General features: G+C 53.5%; 24 protein-coding genes. 13 read left to right on the top strand and 11 right to left on the bottom strand.

Translation table 11 applies throughout. The annotated features are described in order from the left end of the window. Positions 1-474: 474 nt before the first annotated feature. The 6 genes from HUN04_21185 to HUN04_21210 all read right to left on the bottom strand — a co-directional run bounded on the left by HUN04_21185 (position 475) and on the right by HUN04_21210 (position 6,425). A complete protein-coding gene (locus tag HUN04_21185; protein ID WDP92095.1) occupies positions 475-930 on the bottom strand; it encodes a cytochrome c3 family protein in 456 nt (151 codons plus the stop codon). A 197-nt stretch (positions 931-1,127) separates the two neighbouring features. Further along, on the bottom strand, positions 1,128-1,970 hold the full coding sequence (gene tatC / locus HUN04_21190) for a twin-arginine translocase subunit TatC (GenBank protein ID WDP92096.1): 843 nt from the start codon (positions 1,968-1,970) through the stop codon (positions 1,128-1,130). Between the two features lie 21 nt (positions 1,971-1,991). Beyond that, on the bottom strand, positions 1,992-2,360 hold the full coding sequence (locus HUN04_21195; GenBank protein WDP92097.1) for a twin-arginine translocase TatA/TatE family subunit: 369 nt from the start codon (positions 2,358-2,360) through the stop codon (positions 1,992-1,994). A gap of 108 nt (positions 2,361-2,468) precedes the next feature. Then, the gene (locus HUN04_21200) at positions 2,469-3,962 is read right to left on the bottom strand and encodes a DEAD/DEAH box helicase (GenBank protein WDP92098.1); all 1,494 of its coding nucleotides are present in this window, start codon (positions 3,960-3,962) and stop codon (positions 2,469-2,471) included. Positions 3,963-4,070: 108 nt separating this feature from the next. Next, a complete protein-coding gene (locus HUN04_21205; GenBank protein ID WDP92099.1) occupies positions 4,071-4,268 on the bottom strand; it encodes a MoaD/ThiS family protein in 198 nt (65 codons plus the stop codon). Between the two features lie 18 nt (positions 4,269-4,286). Then, positions 4,287-6,425 carry an aldehyde:ferredoxin oxidoreductase gene (locus HUN04_21210; GenBank protein WDP92100.1) on the bottom strand — a complete coding sequence of 713 codons (2,139 nt, stop codon included), beginning with the start codon at positions 6,423-6,425 and terminating at the stop codon, positions 4,287-4,289. Positions 6,426-6,717: 292 nt separating this feature from the next. Here HUN04_21210 and HUN04_21215 point away from each other — a divergent pair, with 292 nt between their 5' ends. The 9 genes from HUN04_21215 (at position 6,718) to HUN04_21255 (ending at position 15,094) form a co-directional block, all read left to right on the top strand. Beyond that, the gene (locus HUN04_21215; protein ID WDP92101.1) at positions 6,718-7,017 is read left to right on the top strand and encodes a YggT family protein; all 300 of its coding nucleotides are present in this window, start codon (positions 6,718-6,720) and stop codon (positions 7,015-7,017) included. 19 nt (positions 7,018-7,036) lie between these two features. Next, complete coding sequence (locus tag HUN04_21220) at positions 7,037-7,537, top strand: DivIVA domain-containing protein (GenBank protein WDP92102.1); 501 nt, start codon at positions 7,037-7,039, stop codon at positions 7,535-7,537. A gap of 101 nt (positions 7,538-7,638) precedes the next feature. Further along, a complete protein-coding gene (locus HUN04_21225) occupies positions 7,639-8,721 on the top strand; it encodes a type IV pilus twitching motility protein PilT (GenBank protein WDP92103.1) in 1,083 nt (360 codons plus the stop codon). 20 nt (positions 8,722-8,741) lie between these two features. Further along, the gene (locus HUN04_21230; protein ID WDP92104.1) at positions 8,742-9,911 is read left to right on the top strand and encodes a PilT/PilU family type 4a pilus ATPase; all 1,170 of its coding nucleotides are present in this window, start codon (positions 8,742-8,744) and stop codon (positions 9,909-9,911) included. Next, positions 9,908-10,552, top strand: coding sequence for a zinc-ribbon domain-containing protein (locus HUN04_21235; protein WDP92105.1), 645 nt, complete (start codon positions 9,908-9,910; stop codon positions 10,550-10,552). Before HUN04_21230 ends, HUN04_21235 begins: the two co-directional genes overlap by 4 nt. A 26-nt stretch (positions 10,553-10,578) precedes the next feature. Continuing rightward, positions 10,579-11,439, top strand: coding sequence for a hypothetical protein (locus tag HUN04_21240; GenBank protein ID WDP92106.1), 861 nt, complete (start codon positions 10,579-10,581; stop codon positions 11,437-11,439). Next, the gene (locus tag HUN04_21245; protein ID WDP93361.1) at positions 11,436-13,487 is read left to right on the top strand and encodes a PBP1A family penicillin-binding protein; all 2,052 of its coding nucleotides are present in this window, start codon (positions 11,436-11,438) and stop codon (positions 13,485-13,487) included. Before HUN04_21240 ends, HUN04_21245 begins: the two co-directional genes overlap by 4 nt. Then, complete coding sequence (locus HUN04_21250; GenBank protein WDP92107.1) at positions 13,471-14,778, top strand: SPOR domain-containing protein; 1,308 nt, start codon at positions 13,471-13,473, stop codon at positions 14,776-14,778. The genes HUN04_21245 and HUN04_21250 overlap by 17 nt, the downstream gene beginning before the upstream one ends. Before the next feature lie 19 nt (positions 14,779-14,797). Next, on the top strand, positions 14,798-15,094 hold the full coding sequence (locus tag HUN04_21255) for a hypothetical protein (GenBank protein ID WDP92108.1): 297 nt from the start codon (positions 14,798-14,800) through the stop codon (positions 15,092-15,094). Here the strand turns inward: HUN04_21255 and HUN04_21260 are convergent. The 5 genes from HUN04_21260 to HUN04_21280 form a co-directional block, all read right to left on the bottom strand. Next, positions 15,052-15,453 (bottom strand): YkgJ family cysteine cluster protein, encoded by a 402-nt coding sequence (locus tag HUN04_21260; protein ID WDP93362.1) that lies wholly within the window; start codon positions 15,451-15,453, stop codon positions 15,052-15,054. The genes HUN04_21255 and HUN04_21260 overlap by 43 nt on opposite strands. Positions 15,454-15,463: 10 nt before the next feature. After that, complete coding sequence (lysA, locus tag HUN04_21265) at positions 15,464-16,708, bottom strand: diaminopimelate decarboxylase (GenBank protein WDP92109.1); 1,245 nt, start codon at positions 16,706-16,708, stop codon at positions 15,464-15,466. Between the two features lie 109 nt (positions 16,709-16,817). After that, positions 16,818-17,861 (bottom strand): tRNA-dihydrouridine synthase family protein, encoded by a 1,044-nt coding sequence (locus tag HUN04_21270; GenBank protein ID WDP92110.1) that lies wholly within the window; start codon positions 17,859-17,861, stop codon positions 16,818-16,820. A 51-nt stretch (positions 17,862-17,912) separates the two neighbouring features. After that, entirely contained in the window at positions 17,913-19,019 is a 1,107-nt protein-coding gene (locus HUN04_21275; protein ID WDP92111.1) for an MFS transporter, read from the bottom strand. Between the two features lie 83 nt (positions 19,020-19,102). Then, entirely contained in the window at positions 19,103-20,314 is a 1,212-nt protein-coding gene (locus HUN04_21280) for an HDOD domain-containing protein (GenBank protein WDP93363.1), read from the bottom strand. 188 nt (positions 20,315-20,502) lie between these two features. Between HUN04_21280 and HUN04_21285 the strand changes: the two genes are divergently transcribed. The 4 genes from HUN04_21285 to HUN04_21300 are packed head-to-tail and all read left to right on the top strand — an operon-like array spanning position 20,503 to position 24,876. After that, positions 20,503-21,483 (top strand): FeoA domain-containing protein, encoded by a 981-nt coding sequence (locus HUN04_21285; protein WDP92112.1) that lies wholly within the window; start codon positions 20,503-20,505, stop codon positions 21,481-21,483. Between the two features lie 3 nt (positions 21,484-21,486). Then, entirely contained in the window at positions 21,487-23,652 is a 2,166-nt protein-coding gene (gene feoB, locus HUN04_21290) for a ferrous iron transport protein B (protein ID WDP92113.1), read from the top strand. Positions 23,653-23,665: 13 nt separating this feature from the next. Beyond that, the gene (locus HUN04_21295) at positions 23,666-24,121 is read left to right on the top strand and encodes an SH3 domain-containing protein (protein WDP92114.1); all 456 of its coding nucleotides are present in this window, start codon (positions 23,666-23,668) and stop codon (positions 24,119-24,121) included. 50 nt (positions 24,122-24,171) lie between these two features. Continuing rightward, positions 24,172-24,876: a tetratricopeptide repeat protein gene (locus HUN04_21300; protein WDP92115.1), complete on the top strand. Its 705-nt coding sequence runs from the start codon at positions 24,172-24,174 to the stop codon at positions 24,874-24,876. The last annotated feature ends 23 nt before the right edge of the window (positions 24,877-24,899 follow it).

The raw sequence follows: 24,899 nt of genomic DNA on the forward strand, positions 1-24,899 counted from the left end.
AATGAATGCCGGGAGTTATCTGAATTGAATTCAGTAAAATCGGGGTATTGGTCATTAATCAGGCGGGTTAAGCGATACGAAATAGGGATGCCGTATAAATAAACGCGGTTCTATTGAAATTTTGTATGCATCACATGCCTTGGGGCAGATCAATTAATGAAAAATATGGGGTGTTAGAAAAAGCATGTTGTCATTCCCTATACCCACAAACCAGCGAACCGTTTTAAATTTTGTGTTACGGGTTGGGCGCCAGGAACTGCCTCGGCGCCAGCGGAAGTAAATGTCAGGTCTGAGGGCATTCAACTTGCCACATCGGAGGCGTTGGCTTTTGCTGAGACGGGGTACCTGAAGCTATCTTTAATCCCTATCAAATTCTAAACCGGTTGAATGGAAAAATTGGAGGCTGGAAAAACAAACGGCGACGGGCCCGTTGGCCCACCGCCGTTTTAAAAATAAACTGCCAGGTCAGCAGTACTATTTCTTTTTCTTAGGATGGCATTTTCCGCAGGATGCAGGGGCAGGGCCTTTCACGCCCTTTTTGTCCTTGGGATTTTCCTTTTTGTTGAAAGCCTTGTGGCAGTCGATGCAGTTGCCATGCATGGCGTTTTCATGGACCATGATGTCTTTTTTGTTCTTTTTGTCTTTTTTAAACTTGTTGTGACATTCGGAACATTTTTTTACATCGTCGCCCATTTTCAGGTCGGCAAGGGGTTTGCCGTCTTTGTCATGGTGGCAGTCAGCGCAAGTTGCACCGTACTCTTCGGCATGTTTTTTGTGGCTGAAGGTCACCAGGCCTTTTTTGTGTTTTTTGTAGCCCTTGTCCTGCATGGTGAGGGTGTCCTCAACGGTGGTGCCTGCCTGAATTCCGGTGGCAGCGAAAATCACGGCAATTCCTGCAGCCAACAGCAGCGTGATCACTCTTTTGTTCATAACCTCTTTGCTCCTTTAAAAATAAACAATTTATTTGCCAATTTACCGGTGAACCCCACCGGTATTATCCTAAATTGTATCTTGCTTTTTTACACCCGGGTGCCGGGAAAAGTCAATACCAAACCCGTCACCGCACTCAAAGATTGAATCTGCAAGGGATGCCGGATGAACGGCTTTCAATCCGGCTGGCTGATTCATTATTCTGAATCACCACCTGTGGGATCGTCACCGGTGGGATTTTCCTGGGCATTGTCCTCTTCTGATTCTCCTTCGTCCGCGATTTCCTCTTTTTCAGCCTGTTTTTTACCGAAGAGGCGTGCGCCGATGATACTGATTTCATAGAGGACCATCAGGGGAAGCGCCATCATTATCTGTGTGACCACATCGGGCGGGGTAATCAGAGCTGCGCCGACAAAGAACAGCAGCAGGGCGTATTTTCTGTTCTTTTTGAGGAAGTCCACCGTGACAAGCCCCATGCGGGCCATAAATGTCAGGACCAGCGGCAGTTCGAAAACAAATCCGAAAGCCAGCAACATTTTCGAGGCAAAGGAGAGGTATTCCTTCATTGAAGGCATGGCATGGATGGTCTCGGTTGCAAAGCCAAGGAAAAACTGGAATCCATAAGGGAATACAACAAAATAGCCGAAGGAGGAACCGGTCACAAAGAAGAGAATGGAGAGGATGACAATGGGAACTATATATTTTTTTTCATCCCGGTAGAGGCCGGGAGAGACAAACATCCAGAACTCGTAAAAGAGCATCGGGGTGGCCACAACGATGCCGGCCAGCAGGGAGACTTTAAGATAGGTGAAAAATGCCTCGGGCAGACCCGTGAAAATAAGCTTGGCATTGCCGGACTCCGACATGGCCTGTACCAGGGGGGCGGTCAGGATTTCAAACAATTTCTCTTTGAAAAAATAGGCGCATACAAATCCGACGCCTACGGCAATGAATGACCGGACCAGCCGGTCCCTCAGTTCGCCCAAATGTTCCGTAAACGGGCTTTTCTCCTCTTGCTCGCTCCTGATTTCTTCACTCATGATGTTTCCGTATTGAATCGTTTAATCGTTGGTTGACTCTTTTTTGCTGGACTGGGAATCTGCATCCTTATCTTCGGATGCCGGGGCCGATGGGGTGTCTCCGGTTTCCGGGGCTGGCGTTTTTTCTGTGGATTCTTTTGCTTCCGTCTCTGTTTTTTTGTCTGAATTTACATCCTTGATGATCTCTTTGACCTTCTTGGACGGGGCCGGAACCGGGTCCTGAATGGTGGTTTCAATATCAATGGACCGTTTAAAATCCTGGGCCGACCGCTTGAATTCTCCCATGGCCCGGCCCAGGGTTTTGGCCAGCTCCGGCAGCTTCTGGGGCCCGATGACAATGAGGGCGATGGCCAGGATCAGAAGTATCTCCGGCATTCCAAGACCAAACATAATATATATGACTCCTTAAGGGGTTAGTGGTTTTTTTTGACACTTGCTTTATATATTAATTGTTAAATCAACTGCTTTTACACTGATCCGGCGGCAGTGTCAACCGGATCAGTCCTTTTTGGCAGGACCTTTGCCCCGGGGCGGGCGCCTGCGTCTGTTCGGGCCGCCGGGCCGCCTTCTGCCCCTCCCACTGCTGCCGCCGTTTTTGTTCTGCTGCTGTTTTTTTGGTCTTGGAGCCGGTTTGGGCAGATCTGCTTCCAGGGCCTCTGTTGGATATTCGCAGGACACCTTATGGCCCAGTACCTCTTCAATTTTTGGGATCTGGAAGGAACTCATTTCATCGGCAAAGCTGATGGAGGTGCCGGTGGCGCCGGCCCGGCCGGTGCGGCCGATGCGGTGGATATAATGTTCCGGTTCTATGGGCAGATCGTAGTTGATCACATGGCTGATGTTTTCGATGTGAAGGCCCCGTGCGGCTACGTCGGTTGCCACCAACACGTTAAGGCTTCCTTTTTTAAACCGTTCCAGCACCTTGAACCGTTTGTCCTGGGAGACATCGCCGGACAACACCCCGGCCTTTTGGCCGTACCGCGAGAGCCTCTCGGAGAGGTAGCGGGCCGTATCCTTCCGGTTCACAAAGATGATCACCCGCTCCAGTTTTTCTGAAATGAGCAGGTTGCAGACATTTTTGAATTTTTCGTCTTCCGTGGTCAGATAGACAATCTGTTCAATGGTGTCGGCGGCTGCCTGTTCCGGGTCGATTTCAATGCGCACCGCATCCCGGGTCCATGAGTCCGCCAGGCGGAGTACCTCGTCGGTGAGGGTGGCTGAGAAGAACAGGGTCTGGCGTTTGTCCTTGTGGGGGGTCTGGTAGATCAGGCGGCGGACATCGGGGATGAATCCCATATCCAGCATCCGGTCGGCTTCGTCAATGACAACGATTTCCACCCGGGAAAGGTTGATCAGCTTCTGGGAGATAAAGTCCAGGAGACGCCCCGGCGTGGCGGCAATAACATCCACGGGTTTTTCCCTGAGCTGGGCCTGCTGTTTTTTATAGGCCGTCCCACCGAATACGGAGACAATCCTGAGATGGGAGTATTTGCCCAGGCCCTTGAAGTCTTTTTCAATCTGGTGGACCAACTCCCGGGTGGGGGCCAGGATCAGGGCCCTGGGATATCCCTTTTCCCGCTTGATGGATTTGCGGGTGAACCGGTTGATCAGGGTGACGATGAACGTGGCGCTTTTTCCTGTGCCGGTCTGTGCCTTGGCCGTGGCGTCCTGCCCTTTGAGGGTGTGGGGGAGAAGCTGGGCCTGAATATCGGTACAAAACCTGAATTCCAGGTCTGCAACGGCATGCATCAGCCCCAGGGGCAGATCCAAATCGTGGAACCTGGTTTTGCCTTCCTCGGGGTCAACCTGAAAATTTTCCAAGGTCCAGCGCGGCTTTCTTTTTTTGGGCGGCCCCTTGGGTGCCGGCTCCCCGGAGTCAGAGACCGGTTTTTTTGGTGGGGGAGTATCTTCCCGGGTTGATGGTACGTCTTCTGCGGGTTCCGGAGTCTTGCCTGTGAAAAGGTTTTTTAAAAATCGAATTATAGGTTTCAATAGTATTTATAACATCTATTAAGGGTGAATAATATAAAACTGCCTGTCCGTTTCTAACAGACAGGCAGTCGTTTGTGAAGCAAAATTTATTCCGGATGGGATGCCGGGCTAACCGCCAGCCACCAGAGGCAGCAGTCTAATGACGGCATTGTCCGGAACAGGGGTTCGGTCAAACTTTGGACTGGACACCAGCGTTCCGTTAAGCCGGATCACAGATACAAATCCGCTGTCTTCTATTTTGGACAGCAGGGAAGCAACGGTCATGCCTTCCTCCCATTCCATGGTGATGTCGTCGACTTCTATCATTATAAATAATGGGTGCGGTTATTCCACGCCGTTGGCCTTGAGAACGTCAAGAACTTCCGGGAAATCAATGCCCAGGCGTTTTACGGTTTCCACCGTGGGAATGCCGTTGGCGGTCCAGCCCCGGCGCTTGTAGACAGCATCCTTGAGCAGCTCGTATTGTTCTTCCCGTTTGGCACGCAGGGCCGCCACCTTGGCGGTGGTATCCATGCCGGTGATATCCATTCCGTATTTTTCTTGGAGCTGGCCGTCGTATCTGTCGGCCCGGGACTGATACTCTTCGTTGGTCACAGGACCTACGGCACGGTAGGGTACGGTGTCGTGTTCCCGGGTGCCGTATCCCATTTTCAGATTGAAAATCCGCTGGAAGTTGTACACTGCCTCGCTCATGGTGATGAGATCCTCAGGGGCGGTTTTCCTGCCGGTGACAGAGGCAAAGAAGTCGGCATACCACTGGACATGCTTGACCACCTTGGCCGGTTCGGGGTTGTTTTTATTATCCTCGGGCACGATGTCGTTCCAGGGCAGTTTGCACAGGCCGCAGAGGCCGAACCAGGTGCGGAACATGGGGAACCAGTGCAGGGCCTCGGCCTTGTTTTCAAAGGTGGGCATGAAGTTGTGGACCATGTCCAGGAAAATGAGCCAGGCTTCGTCGTGCTGGGGGCCTTTGAGGGCCAGACCGTAGCCGCCCTGCTGGGCCAAAGATTCCTTGGTGATGTATTCGGAGAATTCCAGTCCCTTGGATTCCATGCCGATGTCCTGCATGAATTTGGGGTCTGAGCCGAAATCCCGGGCAAAGATTTTCTTCATCTGCCGGATGCCCTTGCCCACGATGGCGCCGAATCCTTCGCCCCTGGCCATCTGGTGGATCAGTTCCAGGGCGTTGAACCGGTTGCCGAAGCTCAGGTCCATGCCGCCGGTGTGTTCTGTGGTGATCAGCCCGTTTTCAAAGCACTCCATGACAAAGCCGATGGAGGTGCCCACGGAGATGGTGTCCAGGCCGTAGGCGTCGCAGTAAAAGTTGATTTCAAGAATGGTCTGGGCGTCAAAAATACCCAGGTTGGAGCCGCAGCCGGCAACGGTTTCATATTCCGGGCCGTCAACAAAAACCTTGGCCCCCCGGTAGGGGCCGGTGAAGGGGGAGAAGTCCTTTACCCCGTGGGCGCAGGCCACGGCGCAGCCTCTCCAGCAGCCGTCAAAACCCTTGTCGAAAATATGTTCGTAGACCTCCTCACCGATGACTTTGCTTTCCGGATGGGATCCGAATTTAAAGTTGTTCACCGGCAGGCAGTCATGGTCATTCATGATGGGGACCAGATGGGTGGTGCCCACCAGGGCCATGCGGTTCTGCTTGGGATCCAGGGTGCTGATCTCCTTGGCATGGGCCTTGGTGACTTTTTTGAGGCCTTCCATATCCGCCGGTGCGTTGGCTTTCATTGAAATTGCGCCGTAGCGGCCCACAATGGCCTTGATTTTTTTGTCAGCGAATACGGTACCGATGCCGCCCCGGCCGGCCTGTTTGTAACGGACCATTTTACGGCCTGCATCCCACCAGGAAAAGTTCAGGCAGCCGAAATAGGTATTTTCAGCCCCCGGGCCTGCCGTTACAACTGAGACGTTTACCGGTTTTTTTTCATCAAAGTAATGGGTCAGCACCTTTGACATTTCATAGGAGTCTTCGGGCAGGTCCTGGGCCTGGAAGAACTTGATTTTGTTCTCAATGCCGTCGATGAGGACAACGGTGTCCGTTTGGGCCTTGCCGTCGATCTGGAGGACATCAAATCCGGAGAATTTTTTATAAGGGCCGAAATACCCACCCACGTTGGAGTCGATGGGGGCGCCGGTAAGGGGGGAAATTGAGGTGACGATGCTTTTGCCGCCGCCGGGATAGCCCGGGGTGCCGCCCAGCGGGCCGGAGGCAATGCATACGGTATTTTCCGGATCGTTCCACTTGGTGTTCCCGGAAACCGCATTCCACATCAACCAGAGATCATACCCCTTGCCGCCGATGAATTTTTCCTTGATTTTTTCGTCGATGGGGGTGATGTCCACCTGGGTGTCGGAAAGATTGATACGAAGAGACTGGTCTGTGTATCCCTGTTTTACCTCGGCCCGTTTATAGGAGACGGCCTTGATCTCCTTAAGACTGAATTGACCCATTTTTTGCGCTCCTTAAAAAGCATGCTGCATCTGTATTTTTGGTTTGATCATGCTGCGGACTGGCAACCATCCGCAGAGTTCCGTCTTCCATTGTAACATATCCCCCGGACAGGGGACAGGTTCATCCGGCAAATAGATGACATAATGGTTAAACCATTAATAGGGTATTCCCTTTCTCTTGTCAACCCAAGGGGTTAGATGTGCCGGGCTAACAGGTAAAAAAACTTGACTTTTCAGGTGTTTCACGGTATTACCCACATGGAAAATAACCTTAATAAATAAGGCGTTCGGTATGCTTATTGTATCCAATTTCTTACAAGCTGTTGCAGTGGTCCTGGAATGGGGGCTGAATATTTATTGGTGGATTGTCATCATTGGGGCCATCTTGTCCTGGGTCCGGCCGGATCCTTACCACCCTGCTGTCCGTTTCCTCAACCAGGCCACCGAGCCCGTTTTTTATCAGATCAGAAAACGGCTTCCCGTGGTTTTCGGCGGGATGGACCTGTCTCCTCTGATTGTGCTTGCTGCCATCCTTTTTCTTCAGACCTTTGTCGTGAACAGCCTTTTCCAGCTGGCACGGTCCGTTAATTAACACCAGAAAAGGAGTTCCTATGGGGGTTACACCGCTGGTTGTCAAACAAAAGGAGTTTTCCACCCGGTTCAGGGGGTTTGATGTACAGGAAGTGGATGCCTTCCTCGAGGAGGTGGCCCGGGAGCTTGCCTCCCAGGACCGAACCATCGAAGCCCTGAAGCAGGAAAAACACCGGCTGGAACTGGAAAACCAGGGGTATCGGAAACGGGAAGATTCCATGAAAAATGCCATGATCCAGTCCCAGAAGGTACTGGACCAGATGAAGGACAACGCCCGTAAATCAGCCCAGGTGGTCATTGCCAACGCAGAAGTGGAGGCAGAGAAAATTTTGAACCGGGCCCATAAGCGCCTATCCCAGCTCCACAGTGATATAACGGAACTCAAGCGCCAGCGGATTCAGCTTGAGATGCAGATCAGTTCGGTGTTAGAATCCCATTCCAAGATGCTTGAGATGACCAAGGAAGAAAACAAGGCGGCTGATGAAGCCGACGCCTCCCTGAAGTTTATCAGGCAGGCCTAAGGCCTGACCGGCAGCATTTACCACCGGCCCGGCCTTTTTGCTCCAATAATTTGTTTTCATCACATAATTTACGACAAATTTAATTCCAAAAAGGTGTTCCAATGGCTGAAATTGATGCTTTTTTCAAGCTTATGCATGACCAGGGTGCCTCGGACCTCCACCTGGCCTCCGGCCAGCAGCCGGCCCTGAGGCTTAACGGTGATATTGAACGGATCAAATACGACACCCTGACCTCGGACAAGCTTCGGGGGATGCTCTATGAAATCACCTCCCAGGAAAAGATAAAGGTGTTTGAAGAGACCGGTGATGTGGATTTCGGCTATGAGATTCCCGGCCTGGCCCGGTACAGGGCCAATTATTTCATGCAGAAAAACGGGATCTCTGCCGTATTCCGTGAAATTCCCTCCAATATCATGACCGCCGAACAGCTGGGGCTGCCCCCGGTGATTTCCAAACTGGCCAACCTGCCCAGGGGGCTGGTGCTGGTGACCGGGCCCACCGGCTCGGGCAAGTCCACCACCCTGGCCGCCATCATCGACCAGGCCAATAGGGCCCGGAAAGACCATATCATCACGGTGGAAGACCCCATCGAATTTGTCCATAAAAGCCAGAACTGCATCATCAATCACCGGGAAGTGGGCACACATACCCAGACCTTTTCAGCCGCCCTGCGCGGGGCCCTGCGTGAGGACCCGGACGTCATCCTGGTGGGGGAGCTCCGGGATCTTGAAACCATCTCCCTTGCCATTGAGGCGGCATCCACCGGCCACCTGGTTTTCGGTACCCTTCATACCTCCAGTGCCCCAAAAACCGTGGACAGGATCATTGAGGTCTTTCCCTCCTCGGAACAGGCACAGATCCGCTCCACCCTCTCGGACAGCCTCAGGGCGGTCGTGGCCCAGGTATTGTTCAAGCGCATCGATAAAAAGGGGCGTTGCGCGGCCCTGGAAATCCTGGTGGCCACCCCGGCAGTACGGAACCTGATCCGGGAATCCAAAACCCACCAGATCCCCTCCATGATCCAGACGGGCAAAACCTACGGGATGCAACTGCTGGACGATGCCATCATGGATTTGTACAAAAAGCGGATGATCAGTCCTGACGAGGCCTATTCCAAGGCCAATAACAAGGGCCTGTTCAGGCCCTTCCTCAAGAATCCGCCTTCGGATTTCACCGAGGCATAAATGTTTCACAGGAGGCGGCCGTGAAAAAACAGCAGATCGACCATATTCTGTCCAAGATGCTGGACTCCCACGATAATGTATCCGACCTGAACCTCACCCCGGGCAAACCCCTTCAGGTGGAAAGCTCCGGGGAACTGGTGCCGGTGAAAATCCATCCGGATTTCAAACTGCTCACCCCCTTTCAGACCGAAATTTTTGCCCTGAATCTCATCAACAACGACAGAAAACTGACCGAAACCCTCCTGCGGGAAGGCAGCTGCGACCTATCATACCAGCTGGGCACCAAGGCCAGGTTCAGGGTGAATATTTTCTCCCGGTCGGGCAAGTATTCCATTGTTCTCAGGAAGCTGGAGACAGAAATTCCCACCATTGAGGGGCTGAACCTGCCTAAAAGTTTTGTCCCCATGGCCGAAGAGAAAAATGGGATCATCTTTGTCACCGGTGCCACCGGCTCAGGTAAGACCACCTCCCTGGCCGCATTGCTGGACCGGATCAATGAAACCAAGTCCGTCCATGTGATCACCCTGGAGGACCCCATCGAATACCAGCATTCCCAGAAGCGGTCCACATTTAACCAGCGGGAACTGGGTATGGATTTTGACGCCTTTTCTTCGGGGCTCAGGGCCGCCCTGCGCCAGGCGCCAAAGGTCATTCTCGTGGGCGAGATGCGGGATCGGGAAACCGTTGAAATCGGCCTGTCCGCTGCCGAAACCGGGCATCTGGTGCTCACCACCCTCCATACTGTGGATGCGGGCCAGTCCATTAACCGCGTGCTGGGCATGTTTTCCACGGAAGAGGAAAAGCAGGTCAGGATCCGGCTGGCCGACACCGTGCGCTGGATCGTTTCCCAGCGCCTGCTGCCCAAGGTGGGCGGCGGCCGGGTGGCCGCATTTGAAATCTTGGCCTCCAACCTGAGGGTAAAGGACTCCATCCTCAACGGGGAGTCCGAAGGCAAGACCTTTCATGATATTATTACGTCTGGCAAGGCCCAGGGAATGATCTCCTTTGACGAATTTATCATTTCCCTTTATGAGGAGGGCCAGATCGATGAGGCCACGGCCACGGCCTATGCGTCAAGAAAGGATATTGTGGGCCGGGGCCTCGACAGTATTAAAAGCGCCAGGGGTGAGTCCACCTCGCAAATAGACAGCCTGGAAATAGACCGGAGTTACGGAGGGAGAGACAGATGAACGTTACATGCCCCCATTGCAGTACCAAATTGAACCTGCCGGACGACAAGGTGCCCAAAGACAGGGATACTTCCTTTAAATGCCCCAAATGCAAGGGGGCCATCCAGGTGAAGGCCTCCCGGCCGGAGGACCCGCCCCAGAAGCCTGCAGCGTCGCCGAGGCAGGCAATGCCCGCTGCCGGGGAGCAGGGAATGTTCCGCAGATCCTCCCGGGCCCGCGCCCTGGTCTGCATGGCGCCTTCGGGAACCCGTGACCTGCTGTCGGCCAGCATTCAGAGATTGGATTTTTCCATTGATTTTCCCAAAACCCCGGAAAATGCCCTGGATAATCTGGAATACCAGATTTATCCTCTGGTGGTTCTGGACGACGCCTTTGATCTGGGGCAGAGGATGATTTCCCATATGAATGATATGGATATGTCCCTGCGCCGGAGAATCTGCCTGGTACGGGTGGAGCAGGGCGTTGAAACCGGGAATGCCATGGCTGCCCTCCACGGCAGCGTCAATTTTGTGTTCCGGTTGCGTGACATTGATGAAGAAGACGACCTCTATATTGAGGATATGCTCAATGACGCACTGGAGAATCATAAACGGTTATATGCCGTGTACAACGAATCCATGAAGGTGGCCGGAAAGGCTTAACCCTTAGGTGATACGGCTGTTTTAATATGGGGAACTGGTATGATGCCCACGGGCCGTCGGAATGGTTCCGGCGGAGTTTTTCGTTTTTGCATCTTGGGTTATTGATCCTTACCCTTGCCCTTGTGGTGGCCGAGTTCAGGTTTGACTGGTGTGAAACCCTGGCCGGCCGTTTTCTTTTATCCACCAATCAGAACCGCCCGGAAACCGGTTCCATTTGGGAATCGGGCCGCCATACCGTCAGTGCCCGCCAATCCATTGAAGGCATCATCCTTGAAAAAAAAAATGTGGAACAGCATCTCAGAACGGCCCGTTCATTTGCTGAACTGGGCGAGGGACTGGGCGGGGAAAAATGGATCAACCTGGACAAAGCGCGGTTTAAACAATTATACCTTGCCCTGGGGGCCTCGGAGAGACGGGCGCTCATTGAGCCGGCCCGCCTGGCCTGGCTGCTCAACGGCGACCGCACCTCCCGGATTTTCTGCGAAGGGCGGCCCGGCGGCATCATTATTTATTTTATCGATTCGGAAAACCGGGTGATCCGCCAGCTTAATCTGGACATCAAGAAAACCGGCGGGCCAGGGGAAATCCCGGGCCGCCTGGAAACCCTGGAGGATTTTTCAGGAACCATCTATCCTGCGGATCGTTTTTTTGAAGCCGTATTCCGTCTGCCCGAGGAGATGGTGCCGGACCTGATTCCCGAGGGTGAGGCATTGCTCACCGGTACCGGGACCCTGGACCGGGTGGGGATCTGGAATACGGCTGAGGACGGTTACATCCGGCTGGGCTTTGAGTTTGTCCGCCTGGACCAGCGCCGGGTGGTGGTGGCAAGGGCCAGGGAATGGGCCGTATGGCAGTTGAACCTCATCCTGAAAGGGGAAGACCGGTGAAGGTTCTCAGTGCCCTGATTGCGGCATTTCGGATTTTCTTTTACCTGGGGCTCCTGACCATTGGGATCGGTGCGGTCGCCGGCTGTTTTCTGGTGCTGCAAATTTCAAATGATCTGCCTAAACTGCCATCGCCCCTGAGCCGGATCATAGAAACGCCCCAGAGCCTTGTTTACGGGGCGGACGGGCAGGTGCTGGCGGCCCTGGGCGCCCGGGACGCCGTTTCGCTCAATAGGGTCTCGCCTGATTTCATCAAGGCTGTTGTGGCCACGGAGGATCACCGGTTTTTTGAGCACCACGGCATCAATAAGCTCAGGATTATTAAAGGGCTGTATATCACCCTGTTTAAACCCGGCCAGATCCAGGGGGCGTCGACCATCACCCAGCAGCTGGCCAAAAATCTTTTTTTCTCATTTGAGAAGACCTGGCAGCGAAAATTCAAAGAACTCCTGGTTGCCCTGCAGATAGAAGCCTCTGCCACCAAGGAGGAAATCCTGGAAGCCTATATCAACCAGATTCATTTCGGTGCCGGTGCCCAGGGGGTTGAAAAGGCTGCCCGGACATTTTTCGGCAAGTCCGCCAGGGAACTGGACCTGGGGGAGGCGGCACTGCTGGCCGGCCTGCCCAAGTCCCCCAGCCGCTACAACCCCTTCCGTTATTATGACAGGGCGCTTGCCCGGCGAAAAGTGGTGCTGGGACGGATGGCTGCAGCAGGGTTCATCACTCCGGAGGAAGCGCGGAGCGCAGAAGAAAAACAGCCCGAACTTCATAAGGGGCGTACCGACGCCCGCACCGGCAGTTACTTTTTGGATGCCTTGATCCAGGAACTTTCCGGCCGCTATGGTGAAGATGTGGTGTTCCACGGCGGCATTAAGGTTTATGCCACCCAGGATCCACAGCTCCAGGCAATGGCCGATGAGGCAGTCAGGGACGGTCTGGACCGGCTGGATAAACTCATGGGCCTGGAAGCGGATGCGCCTGAAAGGCCCCAGGCAGCACTGGTGGCGGTGGATACGGCCTCGGGCGCCGTCAAGGCCATGGTGGGGGGCAGGGATTATTATGCCAGTGAATTCAACCGGGCCGTGAACGGGAAACGTCAGGCCGGATCTGGGTTTAAACCCTTTGTATATTATACCGCCTTTGAAAGGCTGGGTATGCATCCGGCCACCCTGGTGACGGACAGGCCCGTCTCCATTCCTGTGACAGGGGCGCCGGACTGGCGGCCCCGGAATTTTGAAAAACGGTACAGGGGCCCCCTGGTTCTCAAGCAGGCCCTGGTTTCTTCTGTAAATACCATTGCCGCCCAATTGGTGGCCCGGACCGGCCCTAGGGCCGTCATTGATACGGCCCGGGCCTGCGGTATTAAAAGTCCCTTGGACAACGTCTATTCGGTTGCCCTGGGCACTTCAGGGGTGACGGCCTATGAAATGGCTTCAGCCTTTTCGGCATTTGCCGGGCTGGGGACATGGCATGCCCCCTTTTTATTCTGGCGGGTGGAAGACGCCCGGGGCCGGGTGATGTTTGAGCGGATTGTAAAAGACCAGCGGGTATTGGACCCTGACCTTGCCTTTCAGGTGGTGGACATGATGGAGGGGGTTGTGGATAACGGGTCGGGGCGTTCGGTCCGCAGGCTGGGATTCCGGCGGCCGGCCGCCGGCAAGACCGGAACTTCAAACGATTATAAAGATGCATGGTTCACCGGGTTTACCCCTTCATTATCCACCTCCGTCTGGACCGGTTTTGATAAGGAAAAGACCCTCAGGGACAAACGGGGCGTGGGCATTACCGGAGGGCGGGGCGCGGCGCCCATCTGGACGGATTTCATGATCCGGGCCATGGCCGGCGAACCGGAACGTGATTTCTTAAAACCCGAGAATTTAAGATTTGACACCGTGGTCGTGACCACGGGCTGCCCCCCGGGCCCAGGTCCGGGAATGCCGGAGGGGGAGGGTGCGGACAATGCCGGGGAAGAGGCGGTGAAACTGATTACCGTGGCTGTAAAGCCCGGGCAGGTAAAGTGCCAGAAGGGGGCCGGTGATACGGATTCTTAGATATATCAGCTTCAGGTTCTGGATGGTCTGCCTGGCTGGGCTGCCCCTGAGTTTCTGGATTCTGCCCAAGGCAAGCGCCTGGCTGCCCGGGGTGCCGGCCTTGGGTGTTACCGCAGTAATACTTGTACTGACAGGGCTGGTGCTTGGGCTGATATTGGACCTGCTGGGCGCACGGCGGATCCGGTCTCTGGTCCGGGAGGGGGAACTCTGGGAACGGGCAGGGATGCCCGGGCGTGCGGAGAAAAAGTATCTCCGGGCCATGGGCATTTTTGACAGCGCCTGGATATCACCCTGGGCCGCACGTCGAACCGGACCTCAGCTCAGGTCCGCGGCGGCCCGGTTTTGTCTCACCGCCGGCATTTGTCACCCCGGGTTTGAGCATGCGGCCATCCTGCATCTTCTGGCCCACCCCGGAGATGAGACCCTTGCCCTGCTCTGGCTGGGGCGGGCGGACCTTGAAAACCGCAGGGAAGGCCCGGTTCAGTCCGTGCTCACCGCCCTTGCCGATGCCCATTATGCCAACCCGGTGGTGCGGCGGCGGCTCATCCCTAAGTTTTTGATGGCCGGCCGGAGTGACTTTTCCGCACAACGCCTTTACCGGCAGTTTCAGGCTGGGGTCAAGGCGGAGGCCACCCCCGATGATATGCGTATTGCCGCCGGCATTGCCGCACTTGTGGGAGGGGATGACGTGGCCGGTGAAATAAACGGCACCCGGGGCCGTGGGAACGGACTTGGGCGCACTCTTGGGGACTTGAGAAACGGCGCCGGCCACATTCCTGTAGACAGGGCAGCAGGCCTGGAGACCACAGGCGGGAAGAGGCGGCAGAAATCCCTCCTGGAGACGGGGTCGGCCGTCGGCTCAGTTTTTGGGAGGGGCATCAAATCCCTGTCCGCAGGCATTCTGGGCCTGGTCAGGAATAAACAGGTTCAGCAGATGATAAAACTGGGGGGTGTTGGGGTGATCGGCGTCTGGCTTTTCATTTTCGCCTGGACCACCCTCTCCCACATGGTTCAGTCCGCTCCGGAGCCGACCCGGCGAATTGAGATTAAAATCCGCAAGCCTTATACCATACAGGTGGCGGCCTATCTTAAACCCGCCCATGCCGACCGCTACGTGGCCCAATTAGAGAAAAAGGGGATAAGGGCCACAGTGAAGAAGACCGGGGCAGGGGGGAAAACCTGGTATCTGGTACGGGTGTCGGAATTTACCGATAAAAAAGCTGCGGCAGATTACGGCAACCGTCTCAAATCGCAGAAAATCATCGAGGATTTTTTTGTGAGCAACAAATGAACGAACAAGGAGAACTATCATGATTATTGTTTCCAATGTCCACTATCCGCCGGAAAGCACCCGGGAAGTTGCCAAGCGTTACCTGACCGCCCCGGCCCTTCCCGATTATATTACAAAGAAGGGACCCTATATTTCATCTTCCACGGAAATGGGTATTCATTCCCTCACCTATTATGAAATTGAAAACCACAGGCTCCCGGAGGCCCTGCTGGCCATCGGGGAAAGCCTGTCCGTATATTTCGGAGTGCCCGGATATACCTATGATATTAAACCCTATTTTGAGCTTGAAGAAGGATTGGGAATCTTGGGGATGTGATTCCTCTCGCTGGATTCCTTTAGTTTTTTAGCCTGCCTGGCCCATCCGCAGATATGTTCAAAATCGGCAAACTTCCACTTGTGGGGGAAGTTTTTGCATTGAACAGGCTTGGCCGCCTGGATGCGGCAGCCTTCCTTTGTGAGGAAAATGCAGGCCCCGTCGGGCTGCTCGACCAGGGAGAGGCACTGCCTGTCCCTGGTCAGGCGGGTATATTTTTCGATGAATTCATGGACGTCCATGTCCAAAACCCTGGCAATTGCATCGGGTTCCTCCGGGTGGAGCCTTACGTATCCGGGCTGGCGGCAGCAGGCCTGGCAGCGGATGCATTGAAAGTCTTTTAAATCAATCTGCTTTGTCATCTCTTTGCTTTTATGCGGCATGGGAATGTGTTTCCGGTTTAGTCTCCAGATGCTCGCCTGTGATCAGTGCCACCAACTGGGCCGGTGTGAGGCGTTTTCTGGAGAGGCGGTATCTATTGTTTTCGATGACGACTTCGGCGGGCATGGGGCGCAGATTGTAATTGCCTCCCATGGCATAGCAATAGGCGCCGGCATTTCTGATGGCCAACAGATCCCCTTCTCGGATTTCCGGAATGGACCTGTCTTTGGCAAAAAGATCGCCTGTCTCGCAGATATTGCCGCAGATGTCATATACCCGGCAGGTGCCGGCCGGATTTGAGATGTTATCCACCTGGTGCCAGGCATCGTAGAACATGGGGCGGATGAGCTGGGGAAATCCGGAGTCCGTACCGCAGATGGTCCGGTGCCGGTTTTGTTTTATGGTGTTGACCCGCACTAGGAGGCTGCCGGCCCTGGCCGTGAGAAATTTACCGGGTTCAAACCAGAGGCCTATATTCCGGCCGTAATCTTTGCAGAATTTTTCGAACCGGGCGATGACCTGGCGGCCCATCCCCACAAGGTCGACAGGGAGGTCCTCAGGGGTGTAAGCCACCTTGAATCCTCCGCCGAAATCCAGGAATTCCAGATGGGGGAAGTTGTCCGGTCGGGCAACGGACATGATTTGTTCCATGGCCCGGAGGACGGAGTCGGGCTTCTGGAGTCCTGAACCGGTATGTTCATGGAGACCCACCACGTGCAGGCCGGCGGCGTTTGTAATCTCAATGGCCTTGGGGGCATCCTCCAGCAGGATACCGAATTTGGTCAGATCCCCCCCGGTTTTTATTTTGTCATGGGCCCCGTCTACGACATCGGGGTTGAGCCTGAGGCAGATCCGTGTATTGGGGTAGGCCGCTGCATATTTTTCAAGCCGTGACAGGGAGCCGATATTCATAAGAACGCCGGAAGCGGCGACCTGGTGCATCTCTTCATCCGTAATATTGTTGGCTGTATAAATGATATCCTTTGGGCTGAAACCGCAGGAAAGGGCCATGGCAAGGTCCCCCGGGCTTACCGCATCGATTCCGGCCCCCATATTCTTTAGGGTATTCAGGACATCCCTGTTGTAGTTGGCCTTCATGGCATAGCAGATTTTCAGGCCGGGGTGGCTGAAGGCGTCCTTAAATTCCAGATACCTGGCTTTAATGTCGTCCAGGTCGTAAACATATGTTGGGGTGCCGAATTTATGGGCAATTGCACTCAGCATTTCGTGTGTCATGGCATTCTCTCCTTTTAGGTGTTAAATGATATATTAACGGTTTGAGAGATGTTGTCAAGAATATTGTTCTATGTAATTTTATATTATTCGAATTTTGTATTTTAAAACCTTATACAAAAAGATTTATATTCGGTATTGTCAGGGTTTCCGGGGGAGGCTGGAAGATATCATGGATGCTTTCCTTCAGCTGTTCAATGGTGTCGGCTTTCATCAGCCGTTTTAAAATGGACTGGGAGAATTTGAAATTGGCGCAAAAATAAGGTGCGAATTTTTTAAACATTTTCACGGCAAAAAAATCATCGTGGTAAAGGGATAGAAGATCGGCCATGCGCATGGCCGTGTCATGGTAAATACAGGCGCCCGGGTTAAATCCTTGTGTCCACTTGGCGAATATCCATGGCCGGGCTACGGCCATTCTTCCCAGGGAGAGCCCGTCGCAGCCTGAAACCTCGGTCATTTTTATGCCGTCTTCCGGCCTGAAGATGTTGCCGTTACCCAATACCGGGATGCCCACGGCCTCTTTTACCTGCCCGATGATCTCCCATTTAGGGGCCCGGCTTCTGCGGTCCGGGGCCACCCGGGGATGGAAGGTGAGACAGTCCGCTCCGGCGCTTTCAAAGGCCTTGCCCATGGCAACGGCAAACCGGGGATTGTCTTCCCAGCCAGTGCGGTATTTGACAAAGACAGGGCAGGAGACTGTCCGGCGGACCGCGTCCACAATTTCCACAGCCCGGTCCGGGGACTTTAGCAGGGCGGCGCCTGCCCCCTTTTTGCAGATGGCCGCCACGGAGCAGCCGAAATTGAGATCCACCCCGAAAAAGCCTTCTGATTCAATGCGGCGGGCGGCCAAGGCCATGCTTTCCGGGTCTCCGCCGAATATTTGGCAGACGGTATGGCCCAGCTCCCCGGGCCGCCAGGTAAAAACGTGGGAAACCTTTGGGTTTTCATGGGGCACGGCTTTGGCCGAGGCCATTCCGGTGAAGAGCAGGCCGAAACCGCCGAATTCCGACACCAGTTGGCGGAATGCTGTATGCCCCAGACCGGCCATGGGGGCCAGCACCATACGGTTTGGGATTGTTTTTTCGCCTATTTCAAGCGGGGTGCACAGAAAGTCTTTCAATTCCTCTGGGGATTTCATTGTGGTGCCTGCCATATGTTGGTGTTAAAAAAAATGTGGATATATAGCCGGAATTATAGCTGATTGTCAATTGCCGGTTTTAAAATTGCGCATGGCCAGCCAGCCGGCCAGGGGGCCGGGGGCCAGGAGCAGAAACGCATATTCCATGTTCCAGGTCCTGATCCACAGGCCTAGAAGTTCAATGGTGAAAATGGTGATGAGAAAACCGATGCAGTTGACGATGGTCAGTGCTGACCCCACATATGCCCTGGGGGCGAATCTGGCATTGAGGGAGGAAAACTGTGGGGAATCCGCAGTGACGGCCAGGCCCCAGAACATCAGAATCGTCAATGCCGGTATTGAGTCCATCCAATGCAACGCAGGTGACAGGATGCAGCAGGCGGCAGATCCGGCCAGCCCGAATCGGGCAACTCTCCGGCTGCCCATGCGTACCGAAAGCAGGCCGCCCAAGCTGCAGCCCAGAAAACCTGAAAAGAAGAAGGCCACGGTCCAGATATCGGCAGTATCCGGTACCAGGGCGGCAAAGAGGTCCGGAATAAATGCCCACAGGGCGTATAGTTCCCACATGTGACCGAAATATCCCAGTGAGGCGGACCTGAATCCTGGATGGGAGAAGGCCTGGGCCACTGCGTGGAAATTAAAGGCCGATGCCCCGGGCAATGCCGGGCCGTCCTTGACCAGGGAGGCCTGGATGATGCCGCCGGAAACACAGAGCAATGAGGTGGCCCCAAGAATAAGGGTTGAATCCCCCTGCCAGGAGACCAGCCGGATAAGATATGGGAAACCTGAGGCCAGGACCAGGGCTCCCACCAGCAGCCCCAGCGCCCTTCCCAGGGTGTCCGGGTACCAGGAGGCGGCAATTTTCATTCCCACGGGATAGATGCCGGCCAGGCAGATGCCGCACATGACCCTGGAGAAGAGCACCATCTCCCAGGCCTGGCCGGGAAGCAGGGGGAGGCTGTTGAAAATTCCCCCAAAAATTGAGGATATCAGAAATAGCCTGGCCGGGGAATAGCGGTCCGCCAGGTTCAAGGCGGCAAACAACAGGGTGCCGGCGATGAATCCGGCCTGGACACCTGAGAGAAGAAATCCCTGTCCCTGGAAGGCCGCATTGGCTGCAAACCAAATAGAACCGGAAAAAAATTGTGACAGAATGATCAGAAAAATCCGCATCCCGCCTTGTACCACACCTGTTTAATTATTCACATTGAATACTTGGCTGGAAAAAAATAAGCCTGAAGATCTGCGTGTGGCAGTTATCCGTAAAAGGCATTGGCCATTCTGATGGCATCGGCATAGAGTTCGGGTAGTTTTTTTTCAATGGTGCTGCCGGCCAGGGCCTTGTAAATGGGGGTATCCCACTCCCCCCGTTCAAATCCGGAGATGATATCCACCATTCTTGAAAACTCTTTATCCTGACCCATGAGGGCCTGCTTCATTTTATCGGAAAATGAGAGGTGGGAGAGTACGTTCTCCATGGGGCAGTCCATGAGGGCATCCATGTATGAAAACAGGCCAAGGGTAAATAATTCTTCAACACTGAATTTGGATTTAAATACCGATTTAAAGCTTTCGCACATCCTGGCCCGTATAATGGAGAGCCGGACCAATTCGTTGGGCTTGTTATTCCCCAGATCCGAGACCACCACCACATTGATGAATTTTCTAAGTTCATCTTCTCCAATATAGTTGACGGCATCCTTTACCGTGTCAATGGGGATTCTTCTGTTGAAAAAGGCGGAATTGGCATATTTGAGCAGCTTAAACGAGAGGGGGGCGTCGTTTCTGATGAAACTCCGTATTTTTTTTATATTTAACTCCCGGTTGCTGATTTCATTGATCAGTCTGAGTTTTGTGACATGGTTGGCCGATATGCCCCGGGTGGAAAGCACCTCGGGTTTGGCGAAGAAAAATCCCTGGAAATAATGGAATCCCATTGCTTTAGCCGCTTTAAATTCCTGGTGGGTCTCCACTTTTTCGGCCAGGAGTTTGACGCTGTAATTTGACCGGAGGTCTTCAATGATGCCTTCCAGGGTGTCAAGGGGGGTGGCCCTGAGATCGAATTTTATGATTCTGGACAATTGGATCATGGGGTCGAATTTCCGGTGATAGACAAAATCGTCAAGGGCTATGTTGTACCCTTTTTTTCTAAACAGTGAGAGGGCGGAAATGATATTTTCATCGGGTTCGATATCTTCAAGTACTTCAATGACGAATTGGTCCTTGGGCAAAAGCAGCGGCGCATTGTCCAGGATTAATTGTTTAGTGAAATTGATCAATCCCTTTTTGTTTCCCAGAATTTGATTGATTTCAAAGGGGAAAAACAGATTGGAGATCAGGTTCGCCGTAGCCATATCACCGTCAACATCGGGGAATGCATTGGTGATTCCTGTTCTAAACAACAATTCATAGCCAAAGAGTTTTTTGGACTTTGTGAAAATGGGCTGTCTGGCAAGAAAAACGTCCATGGCATCTCGATGCAGAGCGTTCATCAATCCTTTCAATTTCAGTAATCGGGGATGTCAGTCCATAAGCTATAGGTTTTTTAAGCATCGCACAAGATAAAAATGGATGGGGGTGAGGCGATTTCTAATCCTTGACAGGCCATGGGAGCTATACTATTTTAATACGTTATTTTTTTAGAAATGTGAGGCCGATGCAAAACAGACACGAGAATGAAAAAAAACAGTTCCGGCGGCTTTTTCAGCAGGAAGGGCTTGACCGGTTTGAAGAGCGTTTCCAGGTGCTGGAGGCCTTCTTAAAGCTGGATCACCATGTCAGCCTTGGCGAGATTTCCGCCCAGCTTGCGGCAGACGGGGTTGACGTCGATGAGGATTTTCTGGCCCGGAGTATGGAGCAGTTGTGCCGGTTTGGGTTTGCCAAACGCGTGGCCTTTGACCGCGGGGACAAGGTGCTCTATGAGCATCGGCACCTGGGGATCCACCATGACCATATGATATGCACCAAGTGCGGGGCCATTCTGGAGTTCAGGGATGAGAACATGGAAGTCCTGCAGGAGAAGGTGGCCCGAGCCTACGGGTTTTACATGCTTCAGCATAAGATGGAAATTTATGGCCTCTGTTCCAAGTGCATGGCGCTGAGGGCGGATCTGGTTCCCCTTCACAAGGCCAAGCCGGGCGAGAAACTGGTGGTCGAGTCGGTTGATGCCGGCCAAAAGATGCAATTGCGCATTTCTTCCATGGGGCTTCGGATCGGCGACACCATTGAGATGGTATCCAACGGAATTGGCGGCCAGGTGGTGATTGCCGTGGGGGAAAACCGGCTGGTAATCGGCACGGGCATGGCCCAGAAAATACATGTGAGATCCGTCAGGCAATGCGGCTGCGGTACCATTGATGTTCTGAGTTGCCCCAAAAAGCGGTGCCGCCGGGGCATGATGCCCCTTTCCCGGATGAAGGCCGGACAGGAAGGGCGGATTGTCCGGGTTGCCGGAGAGAGTGCGCTGCGCCGCCGCCTGCTGGAAATGGGCATTAACCGGGGCACCCGGGTTTATGTGGAAAAATATGCTCCCCTTAAAGATCCCCTGGAACTGGTGGTCAAAGGCTATCATATCTCCCTGAGGGTGGAAGAGGCCGCCAATATTCTGGTTGAAGACGTAACATCCGTGAAAAGATAGATAATGAAAAAAGAGATCACCATTGCCCTGGCCGGCAATCCCAATTGCGGCAAGACCACTATTTTTAATAATCTGACAGGGGCCCGGCAGAAGGTGGGCAACTGGCCCGGGGTTACCGTTGAGAAAAAAGAGGGGCGCCTCTCCCACGGCGGCTGTGAGGTGCGGGTGGTGGACCTGCCCGGCACCTATAGCCTCACCCCTTTTTCCATTGAAGAAGTGACGGCCAGGGATTATATCCTGAATCATGCGCCGGATATTGTGGTCAATATCATTGATGCTTCCAACCTTGAGCGCAGCCTGTTTCTGGCGCTCCAGATTCTTGAACTGGGCCGTCCCTCGCTTTTTGTCCTTAATATGGCGGATATGGCAGAAGCCAAAGGGATGAAGATCGACGCCGACACATTGTCCAGCCTTTTGGGGCTGCCCGTGGTGTTTACGGTGGGAAACCGGAACAAGGGAACCCATGCCATCCTTGATGCGGCCTTCGAGGAGATCAAGGCCTTTGAGGAGGGCAAGGAGGCCCGGCAAATCCGTTACGGAAATGAAATTGAGCAATGCATTGAAGCTGTCTGCACCTGCCTCGGAGCTGAGGGGGGCGGAGAGGATGCCCTGCGCACCCGGTGGCAGGCCATTAAACTCCTTGAGGACGATCAGCTCATAAAAAATGCCTTGAAAGACCGGGCGGAACTGCCCGCCGCCCTTGAGACTGCGGCAGCATGCCGCAGCCGGGTGAAGGATCTGTTCCAGGATGATTTCGAGATCGTTATCACCGATGACCGCTACGGCGTCATTGAGGGCCTGATAAAGGCCTCGGTGAAATTCACCGCCCAGAAACGGATCGATATGTCCAGAAATATCGATCTTTTGCTCACGGATCGTTTTTTCGGCATCCCGGTATTTATATTTTTCATCTGGGCCATGTTTCAGCTGACCTTTTCCCTGGGTGCCTATCCCATGGAATGGATCGAATCCGGGGTGGGACTGCTTTCAGGCGCCCTGGACAATGCCATGGCTCCCTCATTGTTCAAGTCTCTTGTCCTGGATGGCATCGTGGCCGGTATCGGTTCTGTGATTATCTTTCTGCCCAATATCTTGATTCTTTTTTTCTGTATCGCCCTGTTCGAGGATACCGGGTATATGGCCAGGGCCGCCTTCCTCATGGACCGGGTGATGCATACCTCCGGGCTCCACGGCAAGTCTTTCATCCCCATGCTGATGGGGTTTGGATGCAACGTGCCGGCCATCATGGCGACCCGGGCCCTGGAGAACCAGAAGGACAGGGTGCTTACCATATTGATGACCCCCTTTATGTCCTGTTCTGCACGGTTGCCGGTGTACATTGTCCTGGCAGGCACTTTCTTCGCCCACAGGGCCGGGACAGTGATTTTCTGCCTCTATGCCACGGGCATCATCATTGCCATCGCGTCCGGACGGATTCTGAGAAGCCTGCTGTTCAGAGGCGAGGAGGCACCATTTGTCATGGAGCTTCCCCCTTACCGGGTGCCCATGCTTAAAAGCCTGCTCATCCATATGTGGGATAGAAGCAAGATGTTTTTAAAAAAAATGGGCGGAGTGATCCTGGTGGGCTCCGTCATCATCTGGGTATTGTCCACTTTTCCCAGGACCACGGATTTCTCAGTGGATTACGATGGGAAAATCGCCGCCGCAAAAGCTGCGTACAATCAGAAAACCGCATCTTTGGATACCGAAGCGCACCGCGGGCTGGCTGCCGCCCAACTTGAAAAAGAAGTGTCAGACCTGTTAAACCTCAAAGAACAGGAACGGGTGGGCGGATCATATATCGGTATGATCGGAAAGGCTCTGGAACCCGTGTTTGCGCCCATCGGCATTGGGTGGCAGTCCAGTGTCGCCCTGGTGACCGGTTTTGTGGCCAAGGAAGTGGTGGTCTCGACCATGGGGGTCCTTTACGGTGTGGGAGAAGGGGAAGAGGGGGCATTGCAAGCGGCACTTAGGAACTCAGGCATGACGCCGGTATCGGCGTTGTCCATGATGGTTTTTGTGCTGTTGTATGTTCCCTGTTTTGCCACGGTAGTGGCTGTTTACAAAGAAGCCTCCGCAAAATGGGCCTGGTTCAATGTAATCTATACGACAACGGTTGCATGGACAATGTCTTTTCTGGTATACCGGGTCGGAATGATGTTGAGTTGATATAGAAACGGAGATGAGTATGCGTCTTTATAATAAACGGATGATTGTTTTTTGCGGGTTTATACTGGCGGCCCTATTGGCAGATACTGGATGGGCAGCCGAACGGCTGGCTGTGAAGGCTTCCATTGCCAACTTGAGAAATGGTGCCGGCACCAAATACAAAGTACTCTGGCAGGTGGAAAAATACCATCCGTTTTTGGTCATCCAAAAAAAGGGGGATTGGTATGAGGTTAAGGATTTTGAAGGGGATTCCGCCTGGATTCATAATTCGCTTCTCACCAGCATTAAAACGGTGATTTCAACAAAATCAAAGTGCAACGTCAGAAAAGAGCCCAATACAAAAAGTCCGGTGGTACTGCGGGTTGAGCGGGGGGTGCCCTTTAAGGTTCTCAAACGCAAGGGCAGCTGGATCCGCATCGAGCATGCGGACGGGGAAACCGGGTGGATATATAAGACACTGGTCTGGTGATATTAGATTAAATCAGGTGATATTAACCAACTCAAGGAATAGATTAAGACATGGCGGATCAAGGTGTATCAAACGAACGGAAAAAAGAACTGGAACAGATGGACCCTTTTCAGGATGCCTTGGTAAAAGGGCTTTCCTATGCATCGGAACATAAAAAACAGATTGGGCTGATTATCGGGGCTGTGGTGGTGGTCTGCGTGGTTTTTTCAACCATTATCTACAGTTTTAAACGGTCCGAAGTCCAGGCGTCAAGGCTTTCTGCCAAAGCAGTGGCGGCTTACGGGAACGTCTATGCCCAGGATAGAAATCCCCAAAAAGGGTTTGAGGCGGTTAAGGATGATTTCCAGGCGGTTCTGGATGAATATGCCAATACCAGTGCCGGGCGGATGGCCATGGTCACTTTTGCCAAGATTTGTTTTGATGCAGGCGAGTATGACAAGGCCTATGAACTCTATTCCCAGGCTCTCTCAGACATGGGAGACGATGCCGGTATGGAAAATTTTTTCCTTTCAGCACTGGGGAACCTGTCCCAGTTGAAGAAGGATAGGGAAAAGGCAAAATCCTATTACCTTCGTATCGAAAATGGGGCATCAAACCTGCTGAAGGATGAGGCCCGGTTTGCCCTGGCACTGATCTATGAGGCGGAGAATGATATGGCCGCCAGCCTTAAGATGTATGAAAAGATCGTGAAGGAAAACGAAAATTCCATTTACAAAGCCATTGCCCAGTCCCGGATAAACGGGGAGAAGGGGTAGGATCGTTTTCATTGTCTTCATGT

The sequence above is a fragment of the Desulfobacter sp. genome (assembly GCA_028768525.1).
Classification (GTDB): domain Bacteria; phylum Desulfobacterota; class Desulfobacteria; order Desulfobacterales; family Desulfobacteraceae; genus Desulfobacter.